Origin of the sequence: Geobacter benzoatilyticus, assembly GCF_017338855.1 — a bacterium.
GTDB classification, from domain to species: Bacteria; Desulfobacterota; Desulfuromonadia; order Geobacterales; family Geobacteraceae; genus Geobacter; species Geobacter benzoatilyticus.
Genome location: NZ_CP071382.1, coordinates 161,478 through 176,653 on the forward strand (window position 1 = coordinate 161,478; position 15,176 = coordinate 176,653).

The 15,176-nt window shown below is 58.0% G+C and carries 15 protein-coding genes; 3 read left to right on the forward strand and 12 right to left on the reverse strand.

Translation table 11 applies throughout. The features are described from left to right. Window positions 1–112 precede the first annotated feature (112 nt). Both JZM60_RS00750 and JZM60_RS00755 read left to right on the forward strand, forming a co-directional pair. Window positions 113–1,291, forward strand: a complete 1,179-nt coding sequence (locus JZM60_RS00750; RefSeq protein ID WP_241426319.1) for a GGDEF domain-containing protein — start codon at window positions 113–115, stop codon at window positions 1,289–1,291. A gap of 118 nt (window positions 1,292–1,409) precedes the next feature. Continuing rightward, complete coding sequence (locus JZM60_RS00755) at window positions 1,410–2,027, forward strand: hypothetical protein (protein ID WP_207163651.1); 618 nt, start codon at window positions 1,410–1,412, stop codon at window positions 2,025–2,027. Window positions 2,028–2,108: 81 nt separating this feature from the next. Here JZM60_RS00755 and JZM60_RS00760 read toward each other — a convergent pair whose 3' ends face one another. The 11 genes from JZM60_RS00760 to JZM60_RS00810 form a co-directional block, all read right to left on the reverse strand. Further along, window positions 2,109–2,447, reverse strand: coding sequence for a hypothetical protein (locus JZM60_RS00760; RefSeq protein WP_207163652.1), 339 nt, complete (start codon window positions 2,445–2,447; stop codon window positions 2,109–2,111). 55 nt (window positions 2,448–2,502) lie between these two features. Then, window positions 2,503–2,913, reverse strand: coding sequence for a bacteriohemerythrin (locus JZM60_RS00765; protein WP_207163653.1), 411 nt, complete (start codon window positions 2,911–2,913; stop codon window positions 2,503–2,505). Window positions 2,914–3,008: 95 nt separating this feature from the next. Beyond that, window positions 3,009–4,856, reverse strand: a complete 1,848-nt coding sequence (locus tag JZM60_RS00770) for an alpha-amylase family glycosyl hydrolase (RefSeq protein ID WP_207163654.1) — start codon at window positions 4,854–4,856, stop codon at window positions 3,009–3,011. A 59-nt stretch (window positions 4,857–4,915) separates the two neighbouring features. Beyond that, window positions 4,916–5,902, reverse strand: coding sequence for an NAD(P)H-quinone oxidoreductase (locus tag JZM60_RS00775; protein WP_207163655.1), 987 nt, complete (start codon window positions 5,900–5,902; stop codon window positions 4,916–4,918). Between the two features lie 151 nt (window positions 5,903–6,053). Next, window positions 6,054–8,192, reverse strand: coding sequence for a coiled-coil domain-containing protein (locus JZM60_RS00780; protein ID WP_207163656.1), 2,139 nt, complete (start codon window positions 8,190–8,192; stop codon window positions 6,054–6,056). 192 nt (window positions 8,193–8,384) lie between these two features. Continuing rightward, complete coding sequence (locus JZM60_RS00785) at window positions 8,385–9,062, reverse strand: roadblock/LC7 domain-containing protein (protein ID WP_207163657.1); 678 nt, start codon at window positions 9,060–9,062, stop codon at window positions 8,385–8,387. A 27-nt stretch (window positions 9,063–9,089) separates the two neighbouring features. Next, entirely contained in the window at window positions 9,090–9,803 is a 714-nt protein-coding gene (locus tag JZM60_RS00790; RefSeq protein WP_241426320.1) for a DUF4388 domain-containing protein, read from the reverse strand. Window positions 9,804–9,869: 66 nt separating this feature from the next. Next, the gene (locus JZM60_RS00795; protein ID WP_207163658.1) at window positions 9,870–10,601 is read right to left on the reverse strand and encodes a hypothetical protein; all 732 of its coding nucleotides are present in this window, start codon (window positions 10,599–10,601) and stop codon (window positions 9,870–9,872) included. A gap of 4 nt (window positions 10,602–10,605) precedes the next feature. After that, on the reverse strand, window positions 10,606–11,076 hold the full coding sequence (locus JZM60_RS00800; protein WP_207163659.1) for a cytochrome C: 471 nt from the start codon (window positions 11,074–11,076) through the stop codon (window positions 10,606–10,608). A 24-nt stretch (window positions 11,077–11,100) separates the two neighbouring features. After that, window positions 11,101–12,387 carry a hypothetical protein gene (locus JZM60_RS00805; protein ID WP_207163660.1) on the reverse strand — a complete coding sequence of 429 codons (1,287 nt, stop codon included), beginning with the start codon at window positions 12,385–12,387 and terminating at the stop codon, window positions 11,101–11,103. Between the two features lie 88 nt (window positions 12,388–12,475). After that, window positions 12,476–13,336: a cytochrome C gene (locus tag JZM60_RS00810; protein ID WP_241426414.1), complete on the reverse strand. Its 861-nt coding sequence runs from the start codon at window positions 13,334–13,336 to the stop codon at window positions 12,476–12,478. A 342-nt stretch (window positions 13,337–13,678) separates the two neighbouring features. Here JZM60_RS00810 and JZM60_RS00815 point away from each other — a divergent pair, with 342 nt between their 5' ends. Further along, on the forward strand, window positions 13,679–14,002 hold the full coding sequence (locus JZM60_RS00815; RefSeq protein ID WP_207163662.1) for a hypothetical protein: 324 nt from the start codon (window positions 13,679–13,681) through the stop codon (window positions 14,000–14,002). A gap of 30 nt (window positions 14,003–14,032) precedes the next feature. Here the strand turns inward: JZM60_RS00815 and JZM60_RS00820 are convergent, their stop codons facing one another. After that, the gene (locus tag JZM60_RS00820; RefSeq protein WP_207165383.1) at window positions 14,033–14,905 is read right to left on the reverse strand and encodes an SDR family oxidoreductase; all 873 of its coding nucleotides are present in this window, start codon (window positions 14,903–14,905) and stop codon (window positions 14,033–14,035) included. Between the last annotated feature and the right edge of the window lie 271 nt (window positions 14,906–15,176).

Here is a 15,176-nt window from a genome sequence, read left to right on the forward strand (position 1 = left end):
CTCATTTTTCTCCGATACGATTGCTTAAGAGCCATCGATAAGGAGCCTTTGCAGCGTGCATGCTCTTTCAATGAAAAATCTGACTATTTTTCTCATTCCCACAGGGCTGATCATGGCAACAATCTGGTTTTTTCCCCAGGTGGCCATGCTCCCTTCGGGGAAGCTGGCACTTCTCCCTTCCGCTCCTTACCTGATCATTGCCATGGGACTCCTGCTCTCGCTCTATTTCCACCGCGGGAGACCGTTCTTCATGTTTCTCGTGCTGTCCGCCGTTTACTGGAGCTTTCAGGGGCATTTAAGAGGAGCGCCGGCGGGAATAGCCGCCACGGTGCTCTTCCAGTCGGCCTGCGTTCTCGTTCCGCTGAACATCGCCATTTTCTCCCTCATGCGCGAACGGGGGATCGTCACCGTTGCCGGCCGCCTCCGTTTCACCTTTCTGGGGCTCCAGGCCCTTTTTGTGGGATGGGCCGTTGAGCCGGGACATGTGGCGGTGCAGCAGTTTCTCGCTTGCAGGTTTACGGAGAACCAGATCCTGGCCGGGCTCATCCTTCCCCAACCGGCACTGCCGGTCATTGCCCTCGGGGGGATTGTGGTTGCGGCGAGGGCCATCAAGAGCCAATCCCCCATCGACGCCGGCCTTCTGGGGGTCATGGCGGCCTTCACGGTCGCCTGTAACGGCATCGCAACCGACCACCTCACGCCGGTTTTCATGACTACGGCAGCAGCCATACTCACCCTGGGTGTTCTCAAAGACTCATACAATATGGCCTTCAAGGACGACTTGACGGGGCTGCCTTCACGCCGGGCACTCAACGAGCAGCTCACGTGGCTCGGCCGGCGCTACACCGTTGCCATGGTCGACGTGGATCATTTTAAATGGTTCAACGACACCTACGGTCATGACGTAGGTGACCAGGTTCTGCGGATGGTGGCGTCAAAGCTGCGCAGTGTGGGGTCAGGCGGCAAAACATACCGCTACGGCGGCGAAGAATTTGCCATCCTCTTCCCACGCAAGGGTCGTGACGAGATTATCGAAAGCCTGGAAGAACTGCGCCGGACCATAGCGGACTACCAAATGCGCCTGCGCAGCTCCGATCGCCCGAACTCGCCAAAGGAGGGGAAAAAACTCCGCCACGGGTCGAGTCGCGGCAACAGCACCGTTTCGGTTACCGTCAGTATCGGCGTATCCGAAAACAACGGCGACCGCCGGCACCCATCCGACGTCATCAAGGCAGCCGACCAGGCGCTTTACCGGGCAAAGGGGAGCGGGCGCAACCGCGTCTGCTCCTGATACCGCCGCTCACTCCGTCGATCCCCCCCCCCTTGCACTAGTCCCCCTTCACGCTATACTTATGTCCGTCGGGAATTATTAGTTTTGTCACGGCCTTGCCGGAGCCAGGGAGGACACCATGGGAATAAAGTTGATTACACTATTGACGTTGGCAGCATTCACGCTGGTTGGAATTGCCGGATGCATCACCGTGCCGAAGGAACATGAAGGCGCGGCGAAAGGGGCGGGGTACGGCGGCGCCGCCGGTGCCCTCGCAGGCGCAATTCTGGCAGGAGAAGGATCGCGGACCAAGGGGGCGGTGCTCGGAGGGCTGGCCGGGGCACTCATCGGCGGGGTCATCGGCAACTACACCATCGACAAAAAGCTAACCGCCGAAGAAACCTCTGCCAGATACAATGTTCAACCCTCATCGGGAACCATGATCCGCCTTGAAAACGTGACCACCATCCCCGCAAGCGTCGCACCCGGAGAAAGGGTGGAGGTTCAGTCCACCTACGCGCTCCTCACTCCGACAACCGGCGAACAGGTGGCGTTGACCGAATCCGTCGAGATTTACCATGAGGGCGAACTCGTCGGCAATCCCGAGGCCATGGTTACCCACAGTGGAGGCACCTACACTTTCACCATCCCCATCATTCTCCCAAAGGACGCGAAGAAAGGGACCTACAAGGTGATTTCAACGGTGAAGACCGCCACGGCAAAGGATCGGCGCGAAACCAGCTTTACGGTGCGTTAATCTGCCGGAAGGCAACAAAAAACGGGACCCGGCTGCGCCATGCGCCGGAGTCCCGTTTTATGTGTCTAAAGCCCGAAACCGTCAGTCGTACTCGTATTCCTTGCCCCAACGATCCGTGAACGTTATGCGGCGAAGCCGGTTCTGGGACATGATCTCGTCGATAATCGTCTCGGCCTCCCCCTCGTTAAACCCGACGCTTGGGCGCACCCCCATCCAGTGGGTCGCGTCCGTAGAAGGGTTATCAAGGGGACGCGGCACCGGCGGCCCATGCTTGTATTTGCCATTGAGAAAGAGAGCCGCTTCGTACTGACGCGGCCGTTTCACGAGGCGCACATCCACCAGGAACCCGTTCTTAGTCTCTTTGGACAGTATAGAATCCAACACATCCATATCCCGCGGTACATCTGAAAATTCTGGCATACCTTCCCCCACCGTTCGGTCTGATAACTGGGAGGCCATCGCCTCCCCTGGTTAACTATATCGGGTTACGGCCCATTTTCTTGAGAAGAAATTCGCTCGCTGCCTTGTCTACGGTAAGAATATGTGATCTGAGCCAATCTATGAGTGCCTGGTTTACCCTGAGGACAAAGTCCCGGGACGGTGCGGAGGTGGCTATTTCTTCCTTCAACAGGTTGATTCGGTGCAGGAAACCTTCGTGCTCCCGTCGGTGTTTTTCAAAGTCCGGATAGCAATGCTCCCGCTGAAGCCCCTCCTCAGTGGCAAAATGGGTCACCACATAATCATCAAGAAAGTCAAGCATGGCCAGCACCTCTTCCCGTTCCCCGCCGGCAACACATGCATCCAGAAGCTTCTCCAGTTGCAGGAAAAGCGATTTGTGCTGACTGTCAATTTCATCGATGCCCACTGTCAAATCATCGGTCCACATGCGCTTCTCCCCAGGTAAAATCGGGCTTTGAACGCCCCAACCAACTCAAACAGCAAACCATGGGCCATAATTCCGGGGGCAGACCCAGTAGTGAGTCAGCACCGTTCGAACATCACGAACCCGGCGGCCGGCACTGTTACCTGAATCGCCAGAATGACGTCATTAACCCGCCGGGCAATGGTCTTTCCCCGAATCCGGGTCGAATCGGTTGAATACAGGCAGCTGAAGCGATCCCCTTCCCGGTGGAGGCTCCCGTCAACGAGAACCCAGGCGGTGCGCGGAGCGTCAACATCGGTATTGATGGCAAGCACCATCTCCTCGGTATCGAAGATGCGCGACCAGGGGACCACCGAGCGGATTTCCCCCCCAATTACGTAGGGGAGGCCGAAGTTGACCCCGTCCCCAGAGATCTCGCGCAGATATTGGCGTCCCCGGCGCAGAGGCGGTTTCTTCCTGCGCAGGGCGAGGATCTTCGAAAATTCCCGGTAGACCGGATTCTCCTCGTCAAAGAAGTGGACTCCCCGAGTACGGAACGCCCCGAAGGAGCCGCCGAACATGCACTCGCGGAGATAGCGGTCATCACCTCCTTCGCCGTCGAATGACTGTTCCGTGCCGTAGTAAATGCAGGGGATGCCGAGGGTTGTGGCGTTAAGGGCAAGGGCGTTGAGGACGAGTTTGCGCCACACGGGGGCACCGGCACAGAATCGTTCTTTCTTGGCACCGCGGCAGACCTGGTCATGGTCGTCGATGACCGTCACAACCTTGTCGCGGAACCATACATGGGACTCCTTGCGTACCAGGAGCGAGTTTCTGAAGAGATCGAAGTAATCGATGGGATTCGTCTTCCCCTTCACCAGATCCTCGAGCCGTAGCGGAATATCGTCCACCCCGAGGGCTGCGTTGAGTCCGGTGGTCTCAAGGGTTTCGAAGGCATTGGTCCGGCCGCCGGTAATCTCACCTATCAGATAGAAGTTCTCCTTGCCGATTGCCTGGGCGAACTCGTGGATAACCGAGGCGAAGAAGCGGGTAGCCCCGGCCCCCATATGCTTCACCGTGTCAATGCGGTAGCCGTCCACGTCGGCAAGGGCAATCCAGTACTTATAGACATCGCAGAGCGCCAGGAGCGCCGGCGAGGGGCGGAAGGAATCGGCCTCCCCATCCCCCAGATGGATATCCTTCAGATCGAAGAAATCCCCCTCCAGGTATTCGTGATAGCGGTCCCAGTCCCGGATGTACCCCATGCGGGTAAAGGCGTCGAAGCGTTGCAGCTCCCGGGGCCAGAGGGCGCCGTCGGGCCAGGGGCCGGCCTCGGTGTCGATGGGGCCGAAGGGAAGGTTCGGCGTTCCGTCGGCGGCGCGGAACCCCTCCACCGGATAGACCGTCGCGCCGTCATAGGGGGTGTATCCCCGGTCATAGGCAAAGACGTTGCCGGCGTGATTCAGGATGATGTCGAGGATGACGTAGATATCATTGGCGTGGGCAACGCGGACCAGCTCCTGCAAATCGTCGGCAGTGCCGAAGTGAGGGTCCACATCGAGGAAATTCTGGATACCGTAGCCATGGTAGGTGGGAACGAAGGAGCACTGCTTGAAGAGGGGGCTCACCCAGACGGCGGTCACCCCGAGCCGCCGGAGATACCCCATCTTCCCCGTGAGCCCCTTGAGGGTGCCGCCACACCAGCGGTTTCCAGCCTCCCGCCAGGCGGACGCTTCGGGCTCGGTGCCGATGGCGTTTCCCTCATCGCCGGGGCGGAAGCGGGGCGTTCCCCCCTTCGTCACCCGCCGTCCCCGGTTGTCGCGGCAGTCGGTTTCCTTGCCGTCGGAAAAGCGGTCCAGGAGGAGAAAGTAGAGCACCTGGTCCTCCCAGGCCACGGGAGACGGATGAAAGGTGCGGCTGGCGAGGTGCTTAAGGTCCAGGTCCCTGACTGACTGCGGTGCCGTCATGGCTGCCTCCTCATCCTAAGCAGAAGGGGCACCGTCGCCGGCACCCCTCCTCTTGTCTGCTAGGAAATCTTCAGTACGATCTTCCCGAAGTGTTTATCCTCTTCCATCATCCGGTGGGCTTCCACCACCTGGTCGATGGTGAACACCTTCTCGATGATCGGAACGATGGTCCGGTCGGCGAATTTCGGCAGCGCCGTCCTGGTGAACTCGGCAACGATATCGCCCTTGTCCTTAACCGGCCGCGACCGGAGCACGGAGCCGATGATCTGCTGGCGCTTCACCATCATGAGAGCCAGGTTAAGCTCGGCCTTGATGCCGCTGATGACCCCGATGATGACCAGACGCCCGGCGTAAGCCAGTGAATTCATGTTGGGCGCCAGGTACTTGGCCCCCACATGGTCGAGGATCACATCGGCACCCTTCTTGTTGGTGAACTCCTTAACCGTCTCGGAAAAATCGGGGGTCTGGGTGAAGTCGATGACGAGGTCGGCCCCCAGTTCCTTCACCCGCTCCATCTTGCTCGGATGGGAAGTGACGATGATCTTCGTGTAGGGTACAAGGGCCTTGCAGAGCTGGAGGCCGGCCGTATTGACCCCGCCGCCGCCGCCGTGGATGATCACGGTATTGTTGTCCTTGAGTCCGCCGACCATGAATATGTTGAGGAACGCCGTGATGCTCGATTCGCAGACGCAGGCCGCCTCTTCGAAGCTCATGGTCTCGGGAATCCGCATCAGGTGGCTGGCATAGGCAACGGCATACTCGGCATAGGCGCCGCCACCCACCAGGGTCATGACCCTCTCGCCCACCTGCCAGCCGGTCACGCCGGGCCCCAGCTCCTCGATGGTGCCGGAGACCTCAAGCCCCAGAATCTCCGAATCCCCCGGCGGAGGCGGATATTTTCCTTCACGCTGCACAAGATCCGGCCGGTTGATGGAAGTAGCCACCACCTTCACTAGAACCTGCCCCTCCGCCGGCTTCGGCTTCTCAACCTCCCCCACCGTGAGCACATCAAGACCGCCGAATCCGTTAAGCAGAACTGCTTTCATACGACTTTCCTCCTTGCATGGATAGGTAACGAAATCAATCCGGCAACTCTAACGAACCGGGAAGATTGTGTAAACAGAAAAACCCTCCACACCTCCAGGCTTCAAGGCTTCCCCCCTGACAAGGGGGGTTTGATTTTAGGTATTTATCGCTCTACCCCTTGATGCGAAGGACCGGAATCTTTGCCAGAGCCCGCCCCCGCTTGTCCGGATCGGCATTGAGCTTGACCGAATCCATCATGAAACCGACGGTTTCCACAAAACCCAGAGCATCCCCCACCACCCGGGAGCACTCCGCCGCGTCCGCCGGCTGTTTTTCGGGAGAGTAGACAAGCGTTGAATTGTCCACCGTCAGGCTCCATGCCACGTGGACCCGGAAGCGCTCCCCACGCTTGAGGGCGATGATATAGGCGCCGCAGGGCTGGGGAGGGCGCCCCGCCGGGGTAATATTCACTACGTTGAGAGAACTGTAGACATCGATGACTTCCGACGGATTGCCGCACTCGATCATATCCAGCGCCTTGTCGAGATTGAACTCCACGCCCGCACCGGAATTCCCCTCTCCGCCGGGGGCACCGAAGGAAACAAAATCCTCTCCCCCTCCCATAAAACTGAAGGGGTCGGTTTCGCCCTCCTTAAGAGCCTCCTCCACGGCAGAGGCAACATCATCGTCCCAATCACCTGCGACGGCAACAGCCGGAGGCGCTGCGGCAGCAACAGGTACAGGCTCAGGAGGCCTCGGTTTGACAGGTTTTTCTTTGACCGGCTCCTCTTTGACTGGTGCAGGTTCCTCCCTGACACTTTGCACGCGCCCATGGCGCGACGGAGCAGTGGGTTCTGCCGGAGAAGCGAGACGGACAACTTCCGCCTGAACGGACGAAAGACGGGCAGCGGCAGACTGCTCGGCAAGGGCCTTTTCCGCCGCAAGCCTCTCCACTTCGCGCCGGAGAGCCATCACCTCAGCCTCGGCCCGCGCCAGTGTTTCGGCCATCTCTCCGCCGCCTCTCCGGGAGAGGATCTGTTCGACGGCCTCCCGCTCAGCCTCCAGCACCTCAACCTCGGCGGCCAGGGCAACTAGCCGTTCAACAGCCGACTTGCGGGCTTCTTCCTTTTTTGCCTTCTGCTTTTCCAGCAAAGACTCCAACGTGGCGATGTCCTTGGCGGCCCGTTTCCCGGACGACGACACCTCGGCGGTGAGCCGCTCCACCTCGGTCTCAAGTTCCTTGACCTTGGCCGCCCTCTGCTCCTCAGACTTTGCCTGTTCTTCAGCAAGTGATGAAAGCTGCGCCTTGAGGGATTCGATCCGCTTGGCGGCAGCGCGCTCCTCTTTATCCCGCGAGGAAGTCAGTTGTGCCACCTCGGCACGAAGCCGCTCTTCCTCCCGTGCAGTTTCCTCCCCGGCTTTGTCCTTCTCGGCCTTAAGCCACGAGATTTCGTCCCGGAGAGATGCAACCGCCGCCGATGCCCCCTTACCCAGCGACTCCAGCTCTCCCTTGAGGCGGTCGACCGTCCCCTTCAGGGGGGCAGTCGACTTTTCATGTTCACGCTCGGCCTTTTCCTTTTCCTTGGTCAATCGGGCAATTTCGCCATGCAGCTCCTCCTCCTGGGTCGAAAAGGCGGCGTCTTGCGCCTTCCGTTCCGAGACCAGGAGGTCAATATTTGCCTTGAGCGCAGCAAGCCTCTCCCGAGATTCCCGTTCCGCTTCCGCCTTTTCGGCGGCAAGGCGCTCGGCAACAACCTTAGCCTCATTCTCGTCCCGGGGAGATGGCTTCACCTCACGCGCTTTCTCAACCGGAGGAGCCGCCCCCTTCTTCTCCTCCGGAGGAACTTCCTTCTTCCCGTCTCCCAGGGAAGAAGCGGGCGCACCCGGCGGCACAGTCCCCTTCGATGCGTCAGCGCTCACCGGCTCAACCGCGGATGGACGGCGAATTACCGGAATATCACGGATGACAACCTCGCGCATCGCTTTGCCGTAGCTGAGATTGACCTCATGCAGGGTGAACCCGAGGGAGTTTGCAAACGCAAGCCCTTCCTTGAGCAGCGGGAGATAAGCATCCCCCTCCCCGGCGCTCTCCGGCGCAGTAAATACCCATCTCCCCTTCCGGTCCGAATGCTCGAGAACAACATAAACCCGAATCACACCCTTTCGCTGGATGACGCAGACATAAGCATTGCACGGACGTGGAGAAAGACCTTCCGGGGATACTGTCAAAGACTCCGTTGAACGATGGATCGCGACAACGTCGGCCTCATCGGCTTCAACAATAGACAGCGATTGATCATAAGCAAACATGACAGACCTCTGAGACGTTAGTTTTGCACCGTTTTGTCTATGGAGAACTGCAGGAGGGATAAAATACCATGGTGGAAATGCCACCGAGTACACTCTACCCGATTTTCCCACTAAGGCAACCTTAGTTTTTTGAGGCATGCCGGGGGTTTAACGAGGATAGCAAACTGGCGGGAATATTATTGACGGAGTGCGTTACGCAATTTCGACAAGCAGGCCATCACCCTGCACCGTCTCAAGCTTTTTCTCGATGGCGGAGCAGAGAATTATCTTCCCGTCGTAGAATGAGTCACTTTCATTGACTACCATGACAGGAAAAACTCCGGCTACTCCATTAACTCTGTTGGTGAGTTTCAGCTTTTTGAAGGGTTCACTCTTATAAAAAGAAGCAATCTGCGTAACGGTAGCCGGTGTCAGTGCCGCCATACCGAACTGCTCGAAGGAGCTCCCCTTTGTCCTGTCAGCAAGATGGCACACCGGCAACTCCAACAGGTTAGAGGCTCCGGCAACGCCCTTCGACGGGGGCGCCGGGGGGGCCGCCATGCATGACTCAAGCTTTGCTTTTGCCACGTTCAGGGAAATGGTCAACTCCCCGAGGTTCACCTTCTTGGTGCAGAGCAGCAGCACAAAGGCATCATGCATGGGCTTCACGACGATTCGACCATCCCCATAGCGAAAATCAATGAGCTCGGGGGAACCGGCAGCATTCATGGCCCCCTCGGCGGGGTCTGCAACGGCGGAACAGACCCCCTCGATGATTGCAGTATCGAACAGGGGAGGAAACACGCAGGCCACGGGAACGCCCCCGTGACCGCAGACGAGGCTTCCGACCACACCGGGAACAGCATTGAGTTTTTGGAGAATTGCGTCCATGTGAATCGTCTATCCTCTACCAGTCCACTATTTCCTGCTTCCGAAGGAAGCACGGATATCCGACTCAACCTGGGTGAGGGAGCTTTCCTGCTCGACGGAAATGGAAATATAGTGGTTCTTCGCATCAAAGAGAAGCTGCTGTTCTCCTTTAGCATATACTGCCGCGGATTTCACCCCTCCGAGGCCGAAGATGTCCCCAAGCCTGTTGCCGAGACCCGACAGGCAGCACCCTTTGGCGGCAAGGGCTTTTGCATCGGCGCTCTCGTCCTCGACCGGAGTGCCGTCCTTCTTTAGGAGCACCGCGTACTCAACCCCGGCGATTTGGAGCAACCGTTCCGCGATAACGCTCATCTTGCGATGCTCGCCCCCATCGGCCGCCACCTTGGGCCGCATCCCGGCGTTTTCCTCATCCATGATGCGGTGGGCTTCGATAAGGAGATAGCTGACACACTGCTGGATGGAGCGGACGGTAGTCGTCACCTTCGGCTGAATGGCGAAACGTCCGCCGGGCCAGCGAAGAATCTCGTAAAGCGCATCCTCGCCGGATGCCCCGTCCTGCTCTGCATGAATGATGTCGCCGTCACGGAAGAAAATCATCCCCTTCCGTTTACGGAACTCCACCGAAATGGCGCCGGTGAAGCGGTTGTGCCCCTTCAACTGGATTACGTCGCTGAGCGGAAGACCGGCGATGGAGCCTTCGAAACCATTAATGGTATTTTGTACAGATTTATCCAGCATCATTACGGCTCCCCCCCTTCTTCGGATTTTCTGCATTTCTCGTGCCTTGCCCCACAGGTCAGGAGAATGTCAATTATGGCAAATGGCACAATTTCGATCCGGGGTGAAATCAAATTCAGGTATCCCACCGGGGCCAATGATAAACGAAAAGCTATGACAGTAAAAACATCCGTCGGTGGCTACCCACGGTTCATTGCTGTTCATAAGAGCATGGTGCCTGTCCGCCAGGCTTCGCTCTTGGCCTGTCGGGTCATCGTGACAGCGCCTGCAGACTTGCTGATCGACACTTTGCAAATGAAGCACATCGTGGTTTGTTGCAGGCGAGACGTCGCGCTTATGGTAATTCCCGCTGCTGACATTGTCTCTGAATTCTTGGCTAATGGGTGTTCCCCGCCTTGCCGAGGAAAAGCGGGCGAACCATTTATCAAATGTGACAACAGGACTTCCACCGTGGCAAGAGTAACACTGGAATGGATAGGTAACAGGGTCAAGGATGTGACAATTGAGGCATTCCGGTGCGTTATGCAGGTCTCTCACACCCCTGGCATGGCAAACATCACATTCATTCATAATGTGACTGTTTATAAGAGCACGACCAGTAGAGTACTGGTCAAACGGCGCAGAAGTATCAATCAAAGCATTCCGGTGGTACGTAACCCATGACGGCTCATGGGCTTCATCCGCCTTAGGCGCATCGGAATTCGAGGAGTTCATGCCGCCGCACCCGCCAAGCAGCATCACCGCAACCGCCACCATGGTAAGCAAGGAAATTCGCATACTGTCTCCGCGCAGTCGTCTCATTCCGCTACCCATGGCACGGCCGGCATGTCTGCGACGATTGGGGATTGCCGTGGCAGCGGTAGCATGAAGTCGGATCGAGGCGGCCGTCGATCCGGTGACGGGAGAGATATTCCCCCCGGTGCTGCATCCGCCGGTAGTTTTCCGTCTGGTTCTTGATCGACGGTCTCAGTTCCGTGTGGGTCACATGGCAGTCGTTGCAGAAGCTCTGTTCGTGGCAGAGGGCACAGATCCGCTGGTCCTGGTAGGCCACAAGGCGATGGGATTCGGTGAAGAGCGGCGTATGGTTGTAGCGCTCGAAGTCCACCGGCGTTTTTTTATAGCCGTGGCACTTGGTGCAGAACTCCCGGCGTTCGCCCAGTTCGTAAATTTGCGGATGCTTGGCCGGCAGGCGGTAGGCGGGGGTCGAGACGCACGCCGCGAGGAAAGCGACCAGCAGCCCAGCCGCGAGAAATATCAAAATTACGCTTTTTTTCATATTAGGTTGCTCCGTCCTCAGCCGTCACTTGCCAAAGGCGTAGGAAGCGGCGAGAGTGCCGCGGTAATCCTTGTCGAAATAGGGATCCTGGCTGTAGTCCAGAGAAAGCTTCACGTTGAGTGATTTATCGAGGAACTTCCTTCCAACGCCGAACGAAGCGAAGAAAGCACTGTCTTCGCCGTACATGCTCCAGACATCTCCCTCGTCATAGTTCACATAAACCACATCAGCCGTAACGAAGACCGGGGCCACATCCCAATAGGCGTAGGCCCTGCCCAGATAGTACCGGTTCTGGGCCATGTCCCCGTCAACCCGGCCGAATTCCCCCCCCACCTCGGAAAATATCTTGCGCCTGATGGCAGCCAGCACCGTGTACATATTGGCGGAACCGTAGCGGCTGTCATACTCGTAATGCTTGTAGCGGGCTCCGCATTCGACGTTTTCCGCCGGGTACCAGAAGGCCTCGGTACCCGCGATATCCACCTTTTCCCCAAGCTGGGACATGTAACGGAAGGGTGCGGAGCCGCCGGACCGCCGGTTGAGGAAATCCTCGTACCGGTAGCGCTGATAGAATGGGCGAAGCTCAAAGGCCTTGAATGGAAGCCTCAGCTCGTAGGAATGCTCTCCCCATCCGCCAGTGACGAGATTGTAGGTTGTATGCCCCAAAAGGGTCATGTCGGCGGGAAGGAGCAATGTGGCATCGGCCCCGACAAGCTGTTCATCGGTGGAGCCGTGATTCAGCGTCTGTTTGTAGGCCAGTGCCACGTCGTAGCGGCCGGGAATCCCCTGTGCGACACGGGCGCCGTAGATCCAGTCGCCCCCCCTCCCCTTTTCATCCTCCAGGTTGACTGGTAAACCGGCGTAGGCCGAAGCAGTCACCGTCGGCATCATATCGGTCTTCACGTAGAGGCCGTCGATCGCCTCCCGCATCAATCCCTCGAAGATGTACTGACGCCCGGCGCGGACCTGGTAGTCACGGTTCTTCGGATCCAGGTAGTCAAGGTATGCGTAGATGAGTTCTCCGTCGACCGTATCATCTGCATTGCCGAAGTCATCCCTCAGGTTCGCCCGTCCCCACCCGTACGCATGAAGCGACAGGCCCGGAGCTTTCGGAGCGGTGTAATCAAGCCGGAGAAACTCGTAAACAGGCAGAAGGGAGCGTTGCCGCCCACCGCTGTCGTCCCGCTCGTAGAGGCGAACAATGGTGTCGGAGGTGATGCCGAGATCGGCAGCAACAACCGCCGCCGGTGCCGTAAGCTGCGCCGCGGCCAGTATCGAAACCCCTAAGGTAAAGCCTAGCTGAAGCTTCACGCATCCTCCCTGAAAGAAAACCATGACATCTGGATAAAGCAGCTGCGGGGTCCCCCTTCTCCGAAGAAGGCCCCCGCGAGGTTTGCCGTCAGCGCTGCCGCACTGGTGGGTTGTGCGCATCCTGGTGGCAGGTCAGACACTTCGGGAACCGCTCGTGGAGCGGCTTGCTGTGGGGCAACCCGTGGCAGTCGGTACACTGGGGGATAAGGCCGTGCCTGGTGTGGCATTCGGCGCAATTGACCTTGGCGTGCCGGCTGGGGGTCTTGGTCCAGGTGGCGTATATCTCGGCATGGCAGGCTCCGCAGGTACGGGCGCCAACGTCCTTCTTGTAGGTGATCTCCTTCGGCTTGTGAACGGGATGGCACTCGCTGGCGCAGGTCTTGAACTCCTGTCCCTCGTAGTGGGGCTTGTGGCACATGTTGCAGGACGGTATGAAGCCGTGGCGCGTGTGACAGTCGCCGCAGGAGACGTTTGTATGCTTGCTGGGGAACTGCTTCAGTTCCGCCGGCGGCCCGACGTGGCAGGTAGCGCAGGATGCCAGGAGCTTCTGGCTCATGGGCATGTTCTTGATTGCATGGGGATTTGTATGGCATTCGGCGCACTGGTCGAATATCTGCGCATGGGCAACAGTTGCCGGAGTGTGGCAATCGGAACACTTGGGCATGATCTCGTCCCAGTTGTTCTTCCGGGGGCTGTAGCTATGGAAACTCTTGTGACACCCCTGACAGGTGAAGGTATGGCGCCCGCCTTCCTTTTTGATGTCCTGAAAAACGGAGGGGTGGCACTGTCCACACTGGGTTGCCGTGAGTGGAGGCGGATCAGATGCGAACATCTCCGGCTGCTTCTGAATCTGGACTGTCGCCACCGGCGTACTCGACCTTTTTCCCATCTCAGCCTTGACTGCCGCCTGATCCGCAGCTGTCGCGACGCCAGCACCAGCCGAGATCACCCCCAATAAAGCAGCTCCAAGCAGTAACTTACCGAATCTATACAGTCCCTGTTTCATCGGATTTTAGTCCCTTTCTGAGAGATTCCGAACCCCTCATCCAACAAAATTACCGATCCAGACGGGCGAATTAGCGCATATTAATAGCCTTCAACCTGCCGGAATGTCAACCTGAAATCTAAAAATCTTTCATCGTGCAACCTCAGGAAAGTGTCGCAGAGTCAATATAATAAGCGATTTTTACCCTAAAGAAAAACAGCAGGCTGCCGAAGAGAATATCTAACTAGCGTATAATACAATTCATTTCATCCAGGCAAGGCATCCCGATTTTTCCGGCAGGGAATCATGGCGATTGACACCATATACAACCGCATACTCGGCTATTTTGAAAATGAGATTGATGCTGCCCGCGATCAACTGGAAACGGGTAAATTCAAAAGTTTCAAAGACCAGGTCATTGCCGGGCGGAAAATCTCCAACGCGCTGGAACTCCTTGCACCCTACGTGCGGCAGGATAAACGGGCACGACAGCTTGTCAGAAACGGCGAAGCCGTAATCCGCGACCTGCTGTCGGTCCGGAAGGTCATCCAGAAGCATAATGACTCGCCCCAATGCCGGCAGTTACTCCTCATATGCCAGGTGATGGCAAAGCGGTCTTATCTCCAGTAGGTGTCCGCCCCTCCCCCACTCCAACCCCCGTTAACGGTCAACGCTTGCTTTCAAACCTTCCGGCAAGGTCGGATAGAGCAATTTAATCCCCAGTTTCCGGAGCATCTTTGCATTGCCCATACGCCGCGACTCGGTGACATATGAAAGCATGAGAGGAGTCATGACCTTTTTTGCCTCCTCCATGGTCACCTGGCGGGGACGGGGATAGCCCAGGGCATCGGCGCAGGCGGTGAAGTACTCCGTCATGGTGCCGGGATTGCCGTCGCTCACATTGAAGATATCGCCGTTCTCACCCCGCTCGGCTGCGGCCATGCAAATCCGGGCCAGATCCTCCGAATGAATACGGTTGGTAAAGGATGCATCGCTCTCCTGAAGTACCGGCTGGCCGCTTGACAACTGCTGGAGCGGAAGCCGCCCCGGCCCGTAGATGCCCGTGACCCGCAACACGACGGTCGGAACGCCCCGGTCCTCCCCCCAGGCACGCACCGCAGTTTCGGCATCGTAGCGCCTCTTCGCCCTCGCAGTCTGAGGATTGGCGGGGGTCTCCTCGGTGACCTCCGCATCGCCGCAGTCGCCGTAAACGCCGCTGGTACTGAGATAGATTACCTTTATCGGCTCGTCGCCCGGCCTGATGGCGGCACAGAAAGCACGAACCCGAGGTTCGGTTATCCCTCCCCCGGGCGGAGGGGCAAAGTAGAAGACAACGGCATCCCGCGTGGGCAGACCGGAAAGGGATGCGGCATCGTCCAGGTTCCCCTCCGCGGTGCTAATGCCTAGACCTTTCAGTCTGGCGGCGCTTTCCTCCGAACGGACGAGTGCCGCGACCTCAGCACCCTCGACCATGGCAAGCCGTGCTACCCGTCTCCCGATATCGCCACATCCAACGATGAACACCCGTTTCACGCTCGCCTCTCCCATTCCGGCTCCGCAGAACCACAATCCATTCACGAACTAGCTCTAATAGCACCCACCGTGGAATCATGTCAATACGCACGGCGACTCAGCTCTTCCTGAAGGCCCTCATCCCCCCGACTACTCACTTGTTAACAATCAGGGCTCCCCTGACGATATTTTGTTACGCCACCAGCCTCTAACTGTTGCTCACATGATACCCAATAAATCATCATCCGTCCACCGTAGGCGCCCCCTAAGCCCCTATAATCCCTATATCAAT

Bases quoted from the DNA above. Each gene is read 5' to 3' on its own strand.
- JZM60_RS00785 (WP_207163657.1), bottom strand. From the start codon at position 9,062: ATGGACGCAATTCTCCAAAAACTCAATGCTGTTCCCGGTGTGGTCGGA.
- JZM60_RS00780 (WP_207163656.1), bottom strand. From the start codon at position 8,192: ATGTTTGCTTATGATCAATCGCTGTCTATTGTTGAAGCCGATGAGGCC.
- JZM60_RS00790 (WP_241426320.1), bottom strand. From the start codon at position 9,803: ATGATGCTGGATAAATCTGTACAAAATACCATTAATGGTTTCGAAGGC.
- JZM60_RS00760 (WP_207163652.1), bottom strand. From the start codon at position 2,447: ATGCCAGAATTTTCAGATGTACCGCGGGATATGGATGTGTTGGATTCT.
- JZM60_RS00795 (WP_207163658.1), bottom strand. From the start codon at position 10,601: ATGAGACGACTGCGCGGAGACAGTATGCGAATTTCCTTGCTTACCATG.
- JZM60_RS00815 (WP_207163662.1), top strand. From the start codon at position 13,679: ATGGCGATTGACACCATATACAACCGCATACTCGGCTATTTTGAAAAT.
- JZM60_RS00755 (WP_207163651.1), top strand. From the start codon at position 1,410: ATGGGAATAAAGTTGATTACACTATTGACGTTGGCAGCATTCACGCTG.
- JZM60_RS00765 (WP_207163653.1), bottom strand. From the start codon at position 2,913: ATGTGGACCGATGATTTGACAGTGGGCATCGATGAAATTGACAGTCAG.
- JZM60_RS00775 (WP_207163655.1), bottom strand. From the start codon at position 5,902: ATGAAAGCAGTTCTGCTTAACGGATTCGGCGGTCTTGATGTGCTCACG.
- JZM60_RS00800 (WP_207163659.1), bottom strand. From the start codon at position 11,076: ATGAAAAAAAGCGTAATTTTGATATTTCTCGCGGCTGGGCTGCTGGTC.
- JZM60_RS00770 (WP_207163654.1), bottom strand. From the start codon at position 4,856: ATGACGGCACCGCAGTCAGTCAGGGACCTGGACCTTAAGCACCTCGCC.
- JZM60_RS00750 (WP_241426319.1), top strand. From the start codon at position 113: ATGGCAACAATCTGGTTTTTTCCCCAGGTGGCCATGCTCCCTTCGGGG.